The organism is Streptomyces sp. IMTB 2501 (genome assembly GCF_001953885.1).
Taxonomy (GTDB): Bacteria; Actinomycetota; Actinomycetes; order Streptomycetales; family Streptomycetaceae; genus Streptomyces.
This window is the reverse complement of record NZ_MQUS01000001.1, coordinates 598,925-614,034: the sequence shown is the minus strand read 5'-3', so window position 1 is coordinate 614,034 and position 15,110 is coordinate 598,925. Positions and strand designations below refer to the sequence as shown.

The following is a 15,110-nucleotide window of genomic DNA, read 5'->3' as shown; positions in this document are numbered from 1 at the left end:
CCGCGTCTCATCTCCCTATCTCTCCGTATCTCTTCTCTCATCTCAGCGAGGACAACTGATGAGGATCGGTTTCATCGGCCTGGGCAACATGGGACGCCACATGGCCCGGCACCTGATCCACGCGGGACATCTGGTCACCGTGCACGACACCCGGCCCGAGGCCGCCGCCGAGCATCTGGCGCTCGGCGCGCGCTGGGCGGACACCCCCGCCGGCTGCGCCCAGGACACCGAGTTCCTGATCACCATGCTGCCCAACCCGCGCATCGTGGAGGAGGTGCTGCTGCGCGGCGGGGCCGCGGAGGCGCTGCCCGAGGGCGCGCTGTGGATCGATATGTCGACGTCCACTCCGGCCGCCGCCGAGCGGGTCGCGGCCGAGGTGCTGGACGCGCGCGGGGTACGCCGGCTGGACGCTCCGGTCAGCGGGATGGCGCGGGGCGCCGAGGCGGGCACGCTGCAGATCTTCGCGGGCGGCGCGGGCGACGACTTCCGGATCGCGCTGCCGGTCTTCGAGACGCTCGGCGACCCCGACCGGGTGCTGCACGTCGGCCCGCTCGGCGCCGGTTACACGGTCAAGCTCATGATCAACCTGTTGTGGTTCAGCCATCTGGTCGCCACCAGCGAGGTGCTGGCGATGGGAGTCAGGGCGGGCGTCGATCTGGGCGTGCTGCGCGGCGCCCTGCTCGCGTCGCCCGCCGCGTCGCACTTCCTGGAGAACGACATCATGTGCGTGCTCGCCGACGGCGACTACGACGACTCCTTCGCGATGACGCTGGCCTGCAAGGACCTGGGCCTCGCCGTCGACCTCGGCCGCGAGCTGAACGTCTCCGCGGAGCTGTCGGCGCTGGTCGAGCAGATCTACCGCCGCGCCAAGGCACGGCACGGCGACCTCGCCGGTGAGATGAGCCCGGTACGGCTCTACGAGGAGCTGGCCGGGCGGGAGTTCAGGCTGCCTTCGCCGGCCGCCGCGCTCGACGCCACCCCCCTCACGGTCTGACGCCATCGAGTCCTCCCAGGAGCCGCACGCCATGACTTCCGTCAGGAGCCGCACCCCATGACCGACAGCTTCACCCCCTTGAGTCTCGACACCGTCTGCCGGGTCGAGTTCGGCCCCGGCCGGATCGAGCTGCTGCCCGAACTGATCGCGGACACCGGTCACCACCGCGCGTTCGTCGTCACCGACCGGGGACTGCGCGCGGCCGGTGTCGCCGAGCGCGTGCTGAAGATCCTGGACGTGGCGGGCGTGGAGTACGCCGTGTACGACGAGGTGGCGCCCAATCCGGCCACCGGGAACGTCGACGCGGGCGCCGCCCGGGCCCGCTCCTTCGGTCCGGCGGTGGTCGTCGCGCTCGGCGGCGGCTCGGTGCTGGACGCCGCGAAGGGCATCTCCCTGCTGGTGGGCAATCCGGACGCGGTCGCCGCCGACGCCGACCGCCTCTGGGAGGCGGCCGACGGACTGCGCCTGATCGCCGTACCGACGACCGCCGGGACCGGCGCGGAGACCAACGGATTCGGTGTCATCGAGGACGCGGCCGCCTGCCGCAAGGTGTACATCGGGCACCCGTCCGTCAAGCCCCGCATCGCCCTGCTCGACCCGGAGCTGACGCTCGGCCTGCCGCCGGCGGCGACGGCCGCGACCGGCATCGACGCACTCGTCCACGGCATCGAGTCGCTGGCCTCGCGCAGCGCCAACGCGTTCTCCCTGGCGTACGCCACCCAGGCCGTGGCGATGATCGGCCATGCCCTGCCGCTCGCTCACCGGGACGGCTCGGACCTCGACGCCCGCGCCGAGCTGATGATGGGCGCGCATCTCGCGGGCCAGGCCCTGACCCTGTCCGGCCTCGGCCTGGTCCACGGCATCGGGCATGCGCTCACCGCCCACACCGGCACCCCGCACGGCGTCGCCCTGGCCGCCGTCCTGGAGGAGGTCATGGAGTTCAGCGCACCGGCGGCGACGGGGGCCTACGAGCAGGCGGCGCGGGCCCTGCGGGTGCCACCGCCCGCCGACGGCGACTGGGCACGGGCGGCCGTCACGGCGGTACGGGAGCTGTCCGGCACCCTGGACGTCAAGCGCCCCCTGCACACGCTGGGCGCCGGCCGCGCCCTGCTGCCGGCCGTCGCGGCGGGCGCGGTGGCGGACGCGGTGACGAAGAACGCGCCGCGGCTGCCGCGGGAGCGGGAGGTGCTGGAGATCCTCACCCAGGTGTACTGAACCCGGGTGCACCGAGCCGGGACGCGACGGCGGCGGTGCCCTCACACGTGAAAGCGCCGCCCTCGCGGTCGCGATGACCAGGCCCCGGCCATGCGCTGACGTGCGTCGTGCCCGGCCCGGGAGCACGCTGTAGGAATGGGACCCCGGCTCTGGGCGGTTTCGCGGCAGCCGTGGCAGCCGACGCGCGCTCTGCTGTTGCTCCCGGTCGCGCTCATCGTGGTGATCACGGTGGTGGACATGCAGACCCCGTACAGCGTCCACCTGGGTCCGGCCCTGGTGATAGCACCGGCGCTCACGCCCTCGATCGCCGGTCCGCGGACCACGGCGGCCATCGGGGCGCTCGCCCTGGCCGCCCAGATCCTCATCGGGATCACCCATGGCGGGATCGGCACCACGAACCACGTCGTGCAGATCATCACCCTCGCGGTGCTGTCGGTGCTGGTGGTCGTCTACAGCGCCCTGCGCGAGCGCCGACAGGCCCAGCTGGCCCAGGTCCGCACGGTCGCCGAGGCCGCGCAGCACGTACTGATGTGGCCGCTGCCCGAGCAGATCGGCCCGCTGCGGATCGCCTCGCTGTATCTGGCCGCCGAGGACGAGGCGCAGATCGGCGGCGACCTGTACGCGGCGACCCGGACCGACGGCGCGGTACGCGTTCTGATCGGAGACGTGCGCGGCAAGGGCCTGTCCGCCATCGGCGAGGCCGCCCTGCTGCTCGGCGCGTTCCGGGAGAGCGCGCACCGGCACATCCCGCTCGCGGAGCTGGCCGCCGTGCTGGAGCAGAGCGTCACCCGTTACGCGGCGGACCTGGAGACACCGGAGGAGGCGGGCGAGCGGTTCGCCACCGCGCTGCTGGTGGAGATCCCGGACCGGGATCCGGTCACCCGGATGACCAGCTGCGGCCATCCGCCGCCGCTGCTGCTGAGCCCCGGCCACGCCGTCACGGTGCCGAGCCTGCACCCCTCGCCGCCGCTCGGGGTGCACGCTCCGAGCGAGCACACGCTGGACGTGTTCTCCTTCGAGCCCGGTGACACCCTGCTTCTCTACACCGACGGCGTGGTGGAGGCCAGGGACGCCCGAGGCCGGTTCTATCCGCTCGCCGAGCGGGCGATGCACTGGACCGACGACAGCCCCGAGGCGCTGATGCACCATGTGCGGCGCGATCTGCTCACCCATGCCGGGGGCCGGCTGGGCGACGACGCCGCCCTCATCGCGCTGCACCGCACGGCCGTGGACCGGCGCCGCCACCACCACGGCCGGGCCGCCGACGCGGACACCCTCCGGCACGGGTGAGGACGGCCTCCCCGACTCTGGCGGCAGGCGTGCGCCCCGCCCCGGGTGGGGCGGGGCGGGACGCACGCCCCCGGTCAGCGGACCGACTTGAGGTCGGTGATCTTCAGGGTCTTCAGGCTCGACTGGACGTCGATGGTGCTGACCTCGGCGTGCGGTCCGTCGCCCCAGGTGAGCGTGACGCGGCTGGTGGCGTGGCCGGATCCGGAGCCGGTGCGGGTCACCTTCCACTTCACCGGCACGTTCTGGGCGAAGAGGATGCCGTCGGCGTGCTCCTTCTTCTCGAAGGCGGCGACGTTCTTCTGGGCGTCGGCGGAGAGGTAGAAGGCCCGCAGCGCTTTGGCGGCGTCACCGGCGGACTTGTCGTCGGTGGCCCAGACCGCGTCGATGTAGGCACCGTAGAAATCGGCCACGTGCTGGGTGGCATTGCGCGGGTCGCCCTGTGCGGAGGTCACGTCGGCGGCGCGGGTGGTGTCGTTCGCGGTGGTTCCCGCGAGGGCGGGCGTCACGGCGGCCAGGGTGAGTCCGCCGGCCAGGGCCACGGCGGTGAACAGGGTCTTACGACTCCGAACGGACATACTTCTCATTCCCCCGGTTTCGTTACGACCAGGCCGATCCCGGCCGTCGACGGCCTTTAAGACCGCATTTCCCTTGCACCGGTTCCGCTTCTCTCCGCTTTTTTTCCACGCCATTCGCGGAACATGAGACAGCCGGAAGGTTGGGCTGAATTCCGGACGGATTTCGACGCTCTTTCGGTCATTCCGCCTCACAGGCCCTGTCATTCCCCCTGGGGCGGCCGGCGCGCGGGCGGGTCCTCGACGAACCGGGCGAGGTGGTCGAGGGCCATCCGGGTGCCCCGCTCGTTGTCCTCGCGGGGGACGGCGTCGGGGACGCCCTCGTGCCGGATCTCCACGTCCGTGCCGCCGTCGGCCGCTGTGAGCGTGGTCGTCAGGGTCATGGTGCCGCGCATGGCGTCGTCGTCGGTCTCGAACGCGAACACCTCCACGACCAGGGCGTCGGGCACGAGTCGGGCGAAATGGCCGTGGTAGATGTCCGTGTGCTCGCCCGACTTGCCGGGGGCGGTCTCGTCGTCGTAGGCCAGCGAGACCCGGAAGGTGCCGCCCTCCCGGGCGTCGAAGGTGTGGACGCGGGCGCTCATGCCGGCCGGGACGCGCCAGGCCGCGATCGCGTCCGGGTCGGTCAGGGCACGGTAGACGGTGTGCGGCGGCGCCTGGACGCGCCGGGAGACTCGGGTGGCGTACACGGGCTCACGCTACCGGTCGGGGCTGCCGGTCCCGCCGTACGAAAGGGGCGGGGCCGGGGTCCGGGAGGTGGGTGCGGACCCCGGCCCCGGGTCTGTGCGGGCCTGCCGGTCGTCGGTCAGGGCTTGCGGGCGACCGCGCCGTACATCGCGATGTCCTCGTCGCGGATGCCCTGTTCGCCGGTGCCGTCGGGGTGCCACTTGTGCACCTGGACGATGCCCGGCTCGACCAGCTGAAGGCCCTCGAAGAACGCGTGGGCCTCGTCGATGGTGCGCAGCCGCATCGGCATGTTGCGGGCCGCGTACTCACGGGCGACCCGGCCCACCTCGTCGGGCGCGAACTCGGCGGTGCCGATGGACATCGCCAGGTGGCTGCCGGACGGCAGCGGCTCCAGCAGCCGGCGTACGACACCGACCGCGTCGTCCGCGTCGAGCATGAAGTGGACGATGGCGATGACCGTGAGCGCGACCGGCTGGTCCAGGTCCAGGGTCTCGCGCAGCTCCGGGGCGTCCAGGATGGCCGCCGGGTCGCGGAAGTCGGCCTCGATGTACGAGGTACGGCCCTCGGGCGCGCTGGCCAGCAGGCCTTGGGAGAGGGTGAGCACGATCGGGTCGTTGTCGACGTAGACCACCCGGGACTCGGGGGCCACGGCCTGGGCGATCTCGTGCAGGTTGGGCGAGGTCGGTATGCCGGTGCCGATGTCCAGGAACTGGCGCATGCCCGCCTCCTCGGCGAGCCAGCGCACGGCGCGGTTCATCCAGTCGCGGTTGGCGCGCATGTGGACCGGGAGCGCGGGCCACTCCCGGGCCATGGCGTCGCCCGCGTCCTGGTCGGCGGGGTAGTAGTCCTTTCCGCCGAGGATGTAGTCGTAGATGCGGGCTGAGTGGGCGTTCTCGGTGTCGATCCGGTCGGCCGGCCATCCGTTGTCGGGCAACGCCGTGTCTCCCATTCGGGTTTCGGGGGCGGGGACTTGCGTACGGGCAGGTGCGTCACAGCTCCTTGCGGATCGCGCACAGCAGGGACTCGGTCTTCTTGGGGGGCGCGGCCTGGGCGCCGAGCCGGTCCAGCGCCTCCCGGTAGACCACGACGTCGCCGGCCTTGTCGAGATAGACGGCACCGACCAGGCCGTTGAGGTAGACGATGTCGGGCAGTTCGCGGGCCCGGAACCGGAAGAGGTGGTAGGCGCCCGCCCGCATCGCCGGGTGCGGGCCATGGGCGAACGGCATGAGCTGCAGGGTCACATGGGGCAGCCGGCTGACCTCGACGAGGTGGTCGATCTGCGCCCGCATCACCTCAGGTCCGCCGACCGGCCAGCGCAGCACGGTCTCGTCCATCAGCACCCACAGCCGGGGCGGCGCCTTGCGGGCCAGCAGCTCCTGGCGGCGCATGCGCAGCGCGACCCGGCGTTCGGTGGCCTCGGCACAGGCGTGCGGGCTCTCGGCGCCGAGCAGGGCGCGGGCGTAGTCCTCGGTCTGCAGCAGGCCGTGCACGAACTGGTTCTCGTAGGCGCGGATCTGCAACGCGGCCTGTTCCAGGCTGAGATAGGCGGCGAACCAGTCGGGCATCACATCGCGGTAGGTGTGCCACCAGCCGCGCTTGTTGGCCTCGCGCACGGACTGCAGGAAGGTGTCGATCTCGTCCTGGTCGCTGACGCCGTAGACCTGGAGCAGCTTCTCGGCGTCCGCGAGCCGCAGCCGGGCCACCTTGGCGGCCTCCATGCGGCGGATCGTGGAGTGGCTCACGCCGATGGCGGCGCCGGCCTCGTCGTAGCTGAGGCCGGCGCGGGTGCGCAGTTCCTCCAGCTGCCGGCCCAGGATCATGCGCAGGACGGAGGGGGCGCCGCCCCAGTCGGTCTCCGCGGTCACACCCACACCCCCCTCAACGGGTCGCCCAGGACACGGTCGACACCGTCGCCCACGATCGCTTCCCGACCCATTCGATCACGTTCTGGCCGAAGCAGCATGCACTTGGCCACTTGCAAATTTCAACTTGCCGGTTGCGGAGCGTTGTCGGCGGATGCCACAGTGGACCTACTGCTCCGACCGACCAAGGAGCAGGCGGCGCGGCCGGGTTGGGGGGGAGACCGGGCCGCACTACGGCCTCGTCGTAGGCGGTGTGTCGTCTGCTGCGCGAGCGGTCGGCCCGGAACCGACACCCCCCCCACGTGAGGCCGGACGAAAGGCGCACGGCGATGGCTCCGCCCTCCCTCCCCCGACCGCTCCATCGATCACCCGGGGAACCACCCCTGGCCGCCGGCCCGTTGCGCCTGCCCGCGGCACCCCGCCAGCACCGCTCCACGGACGACGGCCCGGACCGGGCACCGGACTCCGTGACACACCGTCAACAGGCTTCCGCCGAGCCGGACCGGCCCCGCCAGGCCCTGGACGGCGCAGGGCGGACCTGGCCCGTGCCGGACAGCGCCGAGCGTCCTGCGCACCGGCCGCCGGTTCCGGCCGGTGTCCTGAGACCACCCGGAGGCGAGCGCCTCGGTCGACTCCCTGGGCCCGTCGGCCCCGACCGGCTCGCCTCCGGGGTCCCGCTGCCCCGCGCCGCCGCCTTCGATCTGCCGAGCCGGCCGACGGCCGTCGGCACGGCCCGCCGTGTCGTACGGGAACTGCTCACCGCCTGGGAGGTACCGGAAGGTCCCCTGGACGACGCGGTCCTGGTCACCTCGGAACTGGTCACGAACGCCCTTGTGCACACGGCCGGTGACCGGATCGCCTGCCGGCTGCACGACACGGCGGACCGGATACGGATCGAGATCGAGGACCGGCAGGGCGGCCCCGCGCTGCCGACGGCCCGCCGCCCCGGACCCGACGACCAGCACGGACGCGGACTGCTGCTGGTCGACGCGCTGAGCCTCGACTGGGGTGTGACGCCGATACCCGGCCGGCCCGCCCGAGTCGTCTGGGCGGAGCTGCCGTCCGGCCACGACTGACACCACGTCCGCCGCCCTACCGCACCGCCCCCGGACCATCCCCCACTCGTCCGAAGGATTCCCATGCGCCACACCGCACCCGTCCCCACCCCGTCCGCCGACCCGTCCTGGACCCGCACCCGCCCCAAGCCCGGCTCCCAGGAACAGGCCGACTGACCCCGAACGCCCCAGCGCCCGTTACGGCACTCCCCTGGCCTCGGCCATCGGAACGGCCCGAGCGGAGTGAGGTGGAGCGAGGCGGAGTGGGGTGAACGGTTTCCGGACGGCGACGGCTTGCCCCTGGCCTGCGCCATCGGAAGACCCCGAACGGGGTGAAGCGGTCCGGGGCAGGCGGTTTCCGGATGAGGGCGGCTCGCATCCGGTGGGGGCGCCTGCGTCCCCACCTCGGCCCAAAACCGCCGCCTGCCGCACCCCATCCGCCCCGGAACCCCGGTAGATTCGCCGCCGGTGCGGGGCGTCCGCATCGGGCGGGGGACCGGAGGCCGTACGGGCTTCGGGTCCGCCGTGCGGGTCGTTGTGTCGGGGGTGCAGGGTGGTGGTCCGGTCGTTGATCCGCCGGAGGCGGGCCGCGTCCGGGCTTCCCGTGCCCGGGCGGTGCCGGCCCGAGGCCGGCCGGCATGTCCTGGCCACCGAGCGGCTGTTGCTGTTCACCCCCCGCACCCGGCTGGACGTGGCCGCGGCGCTCGCCGCCTGCGCCGACGCCGAGGCCCAGCGCTGGCTCGGCAGCCGGGCGGACGAGGTCCTGCCCGATCCCGGCATACGCAGAGCCCTGCTCGCCTGGCGGCCGGCCGGTGACGACGGCCGCCGGATGCCACGGAAACTGGCCCAGCCCTATGCGCCCGGCCCGGACGACCCGCTGCTCCTGGTCTGTGTGCGCAGATCCGACCTCGGCTATGCCGGTGCCCTCGAACTGGAGCACCGCACCGGCGAGATGGGCGGCTGGCTCGCCCCGGCCTGCCGCGGCCAGGGCCTGGGCGCGGAGTTGTTCCGCGCGGGCGCCACGCTCGCGCACACCCACGCCGGACTGGCCACGGTCCGGGCGGGCGCGGAGCCCGGGAACACCGCGAGCCGCCGGGCCCTGCTCCATGCCGGATTCGTCCCGGACGAAGGGCCGGCCAGCCACACCCTGCCCGACGGGCGGGTGGTCGGGGCCGTCTGGCACCGCCACGACAGCGCGGCGGCCTCCCGCTGCCGTTGACCATCCGCCACCCACCCCCCACCGACCCTCACGGAGAGCCGACGTGACAGACACCGGATCCAGCACAGACACCGGTTTCAGCCCGGAGCGGATCGACACCGGCAAGCCGCACTCCGCCCGGATGTACGACTGGTTCCTGGACGGCAAGGACCACTACGCCGTGGACGCCGAAGCCGCGGGCAGGGTGCTGGAGCTCTTCCCGGGCGCCAAGGACGCGGCCTGGGCCAACCGGGAGTTCATGCACCGGGCCGCCCGCTTCGTCGCCCGCCAGGGCATCGACCAGTTCCTGGACGTGGGCACCGGCATCCCCACCGAGCCGAATCTGCACCAGGTCGTGCAGACGGTCGTCCCGAGCGCCCGGGTGGTGTACGCCGACAACGACCCGATCGTGCTGCGGCACGCCGAGGCGCTGCTGCACGGCACGCCGGAGGGCCGTACCGCCTATCTGCACGCCGACGTCCGCGAGCCGGAGCGGATCGTGGAGTACGCCCGCGAGCATCTGGACCTGACCCGGCCCGTCGGCCTGTCGCTGATCGCGCTGCTGCCGTTCGTCACCGACGAACAGGACCCGTACGGTGTCGTGCGCACGCTCCTGGACCCCCTGCCCTCCGGCAGCCACCTGGTCCTGTCCCACGGCAGCGGCGAGTTCGACCCGGAGGTCCGGGAGCGCATCGAGGCGGTCTACCGCGCCGGCGGCACCCCGGTCCAGGCGCGCACACACGCCGAGGTGACCCGGTTCTTCGACGGCCTGGAACTGTGCGATCCGGGTGTCGTACCGGCCACGAGCTGGCACCCCGAGCCGGGGATGCGGGTCCGGCAGGAGCAGCCGGTGTACGTCGGGGTGGCCCGTAAACCCTGACCGGGCAGGCATGGGCACGGTCGGCCGTGCCGGACCCCCAGAGCGGACATATGCTGCGAAATGACGCCGCGAAGGGAGTGCTCATGGCCGACGTCCCGCCCACGCCCGAGGAGCTGACACTCCAGCCCCTCGGATTCGGCCACCTGGCCGCCGTCCTCGACCTCGGTCACCGGGTGTACGACACCGACGCCATGCCCTACACCGGCTGGCCCCTGTCCGCCGTGGCCGGGCCCTGGACGCCCCCGACTCCGCCTGTCTGGTGATGCTCGACGGCGACCGGGTGGCCGGGTTCGTGCTCGGCTCGCTCTCCTTCGAGCAGCGCGCCGACTGGGGCTGTCTGGAGTGGATCGCCGTCGACCCCGGCTATCAGGGGCGCGGGGTGGCGTCCCGGCTGGTCAAGGAGTGCTGCGCGCGGCTGGCGGCGGCCGGTGCGGTGTGCGTCGTCACGGACGTGGAGCGGCGCAACACCGCCTCCGCCGAGCTGATGCGCCGCAACGGCTTCGCGGAGGAGGCCACCGTCAGCCTCTTCGTACGACCGCTCGCCGAGGGCAGCGGCTCGGCACGGGCCCGTGACGCCTCCGCGCCCCGCCGCCACCTCACCCGGGCGGCGGCCGAACGGGTGCGCTGAGACCGAGCCCGCGAGGGGCCGGACCGCGTGCGAGAGCTCAGCCCCGGGCGCGCGCCTGGGTGTCCAACGCCTCGGCTGCGGTGCGCAGTTGCTTCGCCGCGGTGGTGCAGGCGGCGGCCTGCCGCTCCCGTACGGGCCGGTGGCGAGCAGTCGGCGGGCGTAGCCGTCCATGAGGTCGGGGTCGGCCCGCGAGGTGTCGACGTGCGCGAGGAGTTCGTCGGCCGGGGCCGTGGCCGCTCGGGGGTACTCGGTCACCATGGCGGCTCCTACGTGACGGGATACGGGAGGGCGTCATCGCGGCAGGACGGCGCCGACGCTGCGGTGGGCCGGGCGGTGTCGATGCCGAGCCGGCGCAGCTGTCCCGCGAGTCTCTCCCGGCCCGGCCCGGCCCAGCACCGCACCGGCCGTGCCGGGCACCTGACCCTGCGCTGCGGCACGGTGATCGCATCGCCGCCCGGCCCCTGCTTGTTCGTCAGGGCCCACAACAGCGCCCCCGTGCGGAGAGGCCGGTCCGGGGACGGCGGCACATGGCGGCGGTGAGGGGCGGCGCGAACGGCGGGGTACTGGTGCGCGGCAGTCCCCGGGCGTCCTGGCCGTCCGACGTGGACCGGGCGGGTGCTACGACGACATGCCACGGCCACAGCCGCGACGGGTGACGCGCTACGGACGCGCCGTCGGGACACGACCCGGTCGCATCGTCGGCCAGGGGCTCCGGGCCCGCACCCTCGTCCCTCCAGGCAGCGGACGCCCAGCGGGCCGTACCGCCCGAGGAGGCCGGGCGTCGCGGGCACGGGGCTCCGCACATCGAAGAAGGCGGGAAGAGGGCCGACGCAGTGGTCTGCGGGCAGGGCAGGCCTTTGCACGGGCCGCGGCTCAGGCGCCCGGCATCAGGCCCGCCGCGACCGTCGCCCCGAGCTCCCAGCACGCCTCCGTGCCGGCCTTGCCCGGCTCGCCGGTGACGGTCACCGCGTCGGCGGCGCGCCGCCAGCCGAGGCCGGTGGTGACGGCCTCGATGGCGCGGACGGCACCGGTGACGTCGTTCCCGCCGTGGACGTAGTAGCCGAACGGCCGGCCCCGGGTCTCGTCCAGGCAGGGGTAGTAGATCTGGTCGAAGAAATGCTTCAGCGCGCCGGACATGTAGCCGAGGTTCGCCGGTGTGCCGAGCAGATAGCCGTCGGCTTCCAGGACGTCGGAGGCGGTCGCGGACAGGGCCGCGCGCCGTACGACGCGGACGCCCTCGATCTCCGGTGTGGTGGCGCCGGAGACGACGGCCTCGAACAGCGCCTGGCAGTTGGGCGAGGGGGTGTGATGGACGATCAGCAAGGTAGGCACACCCCGCACCCTGCCGTGTGCCCGCGGCGCCTCGCAAACAGCGGGCGTGGCAGAGGGCGCGGCGGGGTAGACGCTGTGCAAGGGAAGGACGGGAGGGGCTTACGTGACCAGCGTGGACGCACGCGTCTCCGCTCTTCGCCCGGAGTGGCTGCCGGCCGGCTACGGGTGCCGCTCGGCGACCACCGCCGATGTGGACGCGATCCACCATCTGGTCGCCGTGTACGAACGCGCGCTGCACGGCTGCCCCACGACCGGCGCCGACCAGCTCGCCGCCGAGCTGTCCCTCCCTGGTCCGCGACCGGAGTCCGACACGCTCCTCGTACACGACGACGCGGGCCGGCTGGTCGCCTACGGCTGGATGAAGGGACGGCGGGCCAAGGTTCTTGTGCACCCCGGTCACCGGGAGCTGGGGCTCGGCAGCGGGCTGCTCGACTGGGCCGAGACCCGGGCACGGCGAGCGGGCAGTGACCGGCTCGCCCTGACGGTCTCCGACGCCGATCACGCCGCGATCGCGCTGCTGCGGGCAGGCGGCTACTCCCGGCTGGTCACCGAGTGGCTGCTGGAGATCGCGCTGCCGCACGAACCGGACGTCCCCCGTCCGCCGGCGGGCATCACCGTACGACCGTTCCGGCACGGCGACGAACAGGCCGCGTACCGGCTCACCGAGGACGCGTTCGACGAGTGGCAGCCACGGCGGAAGACATACGCGGAATGGGCCCGGCACGCCGTCGAACGCGCCACGTTCCTGCCCGCGGCTTCGCCGGTGGCCTTCGCCGGCGACCAGATGGTCGGGGCCGTGCTGTCGCTCGACGTCCCGGATCACGGCGAGGGGTACGTGGAGCGGGTCGCGGTACGGCGTGACCATCGCGACCGAGGCATCGCCCGCACGCTGCTGTCGGAGGCGTTCCGCGCCTTCCACCGCCGAGGCAGGCCTGTCTGCACGCTGTGGACGCACTCCGGCACGGGCGCGCTCCCGCTGTACGAGCGGCTCGGCATGGCGGTCCGGCGCAGCTCCACGGTGTACTGCAGGGCACTTGTCACCGACTGAACGGGGGCGCCCCGCACCGGAAATGGCGTGCCGCGCCGTGGCTGCCCTCAGCAGCGGGTTCGGTGCGGGGCAGAGTGGTCGGCGGGTGTGCGGGATCGGCGACCGGCGCCGAGGCGGGGCTGTCGAAGTCCTCGACGGGTTCCGGCGGCAACCTGAGCAGGGCGCCCATCGGCTCCTTCCTGCGCCAGGGCCGGTCACCGCCGACGCGGGCGACCTGTTGGGGAGACCGCCCTCGCCCTCGCCACGAACTCGCCGAGCAGACGCCGATGTTGTCCTGAGGGCCGCTCAGTAGCGGAGTCGCCTGGCCCTGAGCAGCATGATCACGCCCGACAGGGCGAGCAGAACACCGAGGGCCGCGGGCCACAGGTGAGCACCGGTCTCCGCCAGCGCGCCCTGCGTGCCCTGCGGTTGGGGCTGCGCGGCAGCCGGCGGGACGTATCCGGCGGTGGGCCGGGCGGGAGCGGACTGGGCCGACTCGGGTGACTGACTCGAACGGGTGAGGGCGGGCGAGGGGGTGGGCCGTGCCGATTCGGTGGCGCGGTGCTGCGGGTGGTCGGACTTCGCGGTGTGGTCCTGCTGCGGAGCGTGGTCCTGCTTGCTGGTGCGGTCCGGTGTCGTCGACGCGTCGGTCCTCGGCTGCTCGCTGGGCAGGGAGGCCGAGGGCGTCGGGGCCGAGGCGGAGGGGGCGGTGCCGCCGGGCTGCACCGTCTTACCGTCTCCCGGAGCGGCCGTCGTGCCCGAGCCGGAACTCGCCGTGGGCGTCGCCGTCGTACCGGAGCCGTCGCCACCGGGTCCGCAGGTGCGGCCGGAGTTGATGCAGTCGACCATCTCGCGCATCAGGTTCTCGTCGAAGACGTTGATGAAGTCGCCGTGGTCGGTGACGGGCTTGTGCAGTTGCTCGGGGAAGGAGTCGACCGCGAACAGCGGGACCGTACGGCCGCCGTCCGGCAGGCTCGGCGCCCGGACGTCGTACACGAGGCGCTGCACCAGCTGTGGAATGGCTTGGAAGCCCGCCGGGCAGGAGCCGTCGGGGGCGGTGAAGGCCACGTGTGTACGGTGGTTGGCGCTGTCGATGTTGCGGCCGTCCCAGCAGCTCTGGAACCGGAAGGTGCGCACCACGTCGCTGCCCTGCGGGCACAGCGGGTACTTGTCCTTCAGCTGCCGGTCCTCGTAACCGGTGCAGCTCCAGGAGGCGTTGGCGTTGCCGGGGCCGTTGACGAAGGCCTTGGCGTCGCCGGTGATGATGCGCAGCAGGCGCGGCATGGCGGTGACCTTGCCGCGCGGGTTGCCCTCGAACGTCAGCGTGACCTGCTTGGGGGTGACGATCCGGCCCGCGTTGCCCTCCGTGCCGCCGCCCGGGGATCCGGCGTCCCGCTCCTGGGTTCCGTTCTGCAGGCGCAGCACCGGCCAGTAGTACGAGGACTTGTCGCCCTGGTCGGCACAGCTCGTCCGGGCGTTCGCCAGGTCGTCGTCGCTGGCGAAGGCGTTGTTGCCCTGGTTGCCGACATAGTCGTGGAAGTGGTGGGCGCCGTTGGAGACGCCGGGGGCGACGATGACGTTGTCCGAGTTGAACAAGCCGTTCGCGTTGACACCGCAGTCGGAGGAGAAGCTGCCGCGCGAGGCGTCGGCCTGCTGGGGCGGGTTCGACGCGTCGGGCTGTACGGAGGTGATGTCCGCGTAGTCGGAGACCACGGGTCCGTTGCCGCCCTGGCCTGCGCCGTTCTGCTGGGCGCCCTGGGTCGCGGTGGCGGCGGGAGCACTGGAGGGGGTGGCCTGGCCGCTGTTGTCCGTGCCGTCGGCGCCGGGGTGCAACGTGCAGGCGGCCAGGTTGTCCAGGCCCTGCGGGGGCTGCCCGGCCCGGTCGAGGGCGTCGGATATCCGCCCGATGACCGCGGCCCGCTTCTCCTTCAGCGGGTTCATGATCGTGTCGTCGACGGAGCCGGAGTCCTGGCCGGCGGGCTGCCCCGCCCGCTGGACCTGCTGGTAGGCCGCCGCCGTCTGCCGGTCCAGCAGGGCGAGTTCGCGGTCGACGTCGGGACGAGCCGCGTCGGGTACGGCGGTCAGCCGGCTGCCGACGTCGGGGCAGTCGATCGTGGTCATGCCCGCGGACAGGACGTGACCGGTTCCGTTCGTGCCGGACCCGTCACCCCAGTTCTCGGTCGCCGAGGCGTAGACGTTCGCGGCGACGAGGCCACCTCCGCCCAGCATCAGAGCCACCGCTGCGAAGGTCGCGCGTCGTGCGCCGGTCGGGCGTCTGCGCCTGTTGCGTACCAAGGTCGTCCCCTGCGTGTCGTGTGTGCCGGTCGGGCATGGAGCTCCCCGGCTTCATACGGAGGGCGGCACCGATGT

15 protein-coding genes are annotated in these 15,110 nt (G+C 73.0%); 9 read left to right on the top strand and 6 right to left on the bottom strand.

Annotation, left to right across the window (positions count from 1 at the left end; genetic code table 11):
* Positions 1-58 precede the first annotated feature (58 nt).
* The 3 genes from AV521_RS02930 (at position 59) to AV521_RS02920 (ending at position 3,499) form a co-directional block, all read left to right on the top strand.
* On the top strand, positions 59-994 hold the full coding sequence (locus tag AV521_RS02930) for an NAD(P)-dependent oxidoreductase (protein ID WP_076082808.1): 936 nt from the start codon (positions 59-61) through the stop codon (positions 992-994).
* 57 nt (positions 995-1,051) lie between these two features.
* Positions 1,052-2,209 (top strand): iron-containing alcohol dehydrogenase, encoded by a 1,158-nt coding sequence (locus AV521_RS02925; protein WP_076082805.1) that lies wholly within the window; start codon positions 1,052-1,054, stop codon positions 2,207-2,209.
* A 135-nt stretch (positions 2,210-2,344) separates the two neighbouring features.
* Positions 2,345-3,499 (top strand): PP2C family protein-serine/threonine phosphatase, encoded by a 1,155-nt coding sequence (locus AV521_RS02920; protein WP_076082802.1) that lies wholly within the window; start codon positions 2,345-2,347, stop codon positions 3,497-3,499.
* Between the two features lie 74 nt (positions 3,500-3,573).
* Here AV521_RS02920 and AV521_RS02915 read toward each other — a convergent pair whose 3' ends face one another.
* The 4 genes from AV521_RS02915 to AV521_RS02900 all read right to left on the bottom strand — a co-directional run bounded on the left by AV521_RS02915 (position 3,574) and on the right by AV521_RS02900 (position 6,623).
* The gene (locus tag AV521_RS02915) at positions 3,574-4,074 is read right to left on the bottom strand and encodes a hypothetical protein (protein WP_076082800.1); all 501 of its coding nucleotides are present in this window, start codon (positions 4,072-4,074) and stop codon (positions 3,574-3,576) included.
* A 200-nt stretch (positions 4,075-4,274) separates the two neighbouring features.
* On the bottom strand, positions 4,275-4,760 hold the full coding sequence (locus AV521_RS02910; protein ID WP_076082797.1) for an SRPBCC domain-containing protein: 486 nt from the start codon (positions 4,758-4,760) through the stop codon (positions 4,275-4,277).
* A 116-nt stretch (positions 4,761-4,876) separates the two neighbouring features.
* Positions 4,877-5,692, bottom strand: a complete 816-nt coding sequence (locus tag AV521_RS02905; protein ID WP_076083509.1) for an SAM-dependent methyltransferase — start codon at positions 5,690-5,692, stop codon at positions 4,877-4,879.
* Between the two features lie 55 nt (positions 5,693-5,747).
* Entirely contained in the window at positions 5,748-6,623 is an 876-nt protein-coding gene (locus AV521_RS02900; RefSeq protein ID WP_076083507.1) for a helix-turn-helix transcriptional regulator, read from the bottom strand.
* 464 nt (positions 6,624-7,087) lie between these two features.
* Here AV521_RS02900 and AV521_RS47455 point away from each other — a divergent pair, with 464 nt between their 5' ends.
* The 5 genes from AV521_RS47455 to AV521_RS02880 all read left to right on the top strand — a co-directional run bounded on the left by AV521_RS47455 (position 7,088) and on the right by AV521_RS02880 (position 10,381).
* Positions 7,088-7,696, top strand: coding sequence for an ATP-binding protein (locus AV521_RS47455; RefSeq protein ID WP_256725393.1), 609 nt, complete (start codon positions 7,088-7,090; stop codon positions 7,694-7,696).
* Positions 7,697-8,231: 535 nt separating this feature from the next.
* The gene (locus AV521_RS02890; RefSeq protein WP_076083499.1) at positions 8,232-8,894 is read left to right on the top strand and encodes a GNAT family N-acetyltransferase; all 663 of its coding nucleotides are present in this window, start codon (positions 8,232-8,234) and stop codon (positions 8,892-8,894) included.
* A 43-nt stretch (positions 8,895-8,937) separates the two neighbouring features.
* Complete coding sequence (locus tag AV521_RS02885; RefSeq protein ID WP_305965133.1) at positions 8,938-9,753, top strand: SAM-dependent methyltransferase; 816 nt, start codon at positions 8,938-8,940, stop codon at positions 9,751-9,753.
* An 83-nt stretch (positions 9,754-9,836) separates the two neighbouring features.
* On the top strand, positions 9,837-10,016 hold the full coding sequence (locus AV521_RS50050) for a hypothetical protein (protein WP_218639326.1): 180 nt from the start codon (positions 9,837-9,839) through the stop codon (positions 10,014-10,016).
* Complete coding sequence (locus tag AV521_RS02880; protein WP_218639325.1) at positions 10,016-10,381, top strand: N-acetyltransferase; 366 nt, start codon at positions 10,016-10,018, stop codon at positions 10,379-10,381. Before AV521_RS50050 ends, AV521_RS02880 begins: the two co-directional genes overlap by 1 nt.
* 873 nt (positions 10,382-11,254) lie before the next feature.
* Here AV521_RS02880 and AV521_RS02875 read toward each other — a convergent pair.
* Positions 11,255-11,713, bottom strand: a complete 459-nt coding sequence (locus AV521_RS02875; RefSeq protein WP_076082794.1) for a flavodoxin family protein — start codon at positions 11,711-11,713, stop codon at positions 11,255-11,257.
* 103 nt (positions 11,714-11,816) lie between these two features.
* On the opposite strand from AV521_RS02875, the gene AV521_RS02870 reads away from it, so the two are divergent.
* Positions 11,817-12,761 carry a GNAT family N-acetyltransferase gene (locus AV521_RS02870; protein ID WP_256725392.1) on the top strand — a complete coding sequence of 315 codons (945 nt, stop codon included), beginning with the start codon at positions 11,817-11,819 and terminating at the stop codon, positions 12,759-12,761.
* A 285-nt stretch (positions 12,762-13,046) separates the two neighbouring features.
* Here the strand turns inward: AV521_RS02870 and AV521_RS02865 are convergent, their stop codons facing one another.
* Entirely contained in the window at positions 13,047-14,969 is a 1,923-nt protein-coding gene (locus tag AV521_RS02865) for a DUF1996 domain-containing protein (protein WP_076082792.1), read from the bottom strand.
* Positions 14,970-15,110 lie beyond the last annotated feature (141 nt).

What these genes read in the sequence shown, in the direction of transcription:
- AV521_RS02930 (WP_076082808.1), top strand. Translation starts at nt 59, where the DNA reads ATGAGGATCGGTTTCATCGGCCTGGGCAACATGGGACGCCACATGGCC.
- AV521_RS02925 (WP_076082805.1), top strand. Translation starts at nt 1,052, where the DNA reads ATGACCGACAGCTTCACCCCCTTGAGTCTCGACACCGTCTGCCGGGTC.
- AV521_RS02920 (WP_076082802.1), top strand. Translation starts at nt 2,345, where the DNA reads ATGGGACCCCGGCTCTGGGCGGTTTCGCGGCAGCCGTGGCAGCCGACG.
- AV521_RS02915 (WP_076082800.1), bottom strand. Translation starts at nt 4,074, where the DNA reads ATGTCCGTTCGGAGTCGTAAGACCCTGTTCACCGCCGTGGCCCTGGCC.
- AV521_RS50050 (WP_218639326.1), top strand. Translation starts at nt 9,837, where the DNA reads ATGGCCGACGTCCCGCCCACGCCCGAGGAGCTGACACTCCAGCCCCTC.
- AV521_RS02880 (WP_218639325.1), top strand. Translation starts at nt 10,016, where the DNA reads ATGCTCGACGGCGACCGGGTGGCCGGGTTCGTGCTCGGCTCGCTCTCC.
- AV521_RS02865 (WP_076082792.1), bottom strand. Translation starts at nt 14,969, where the DNA reads ATGCTGGGCGGAGGTGGCCTCGTCGCCGCGAACGTCTACGCCTCGGCG.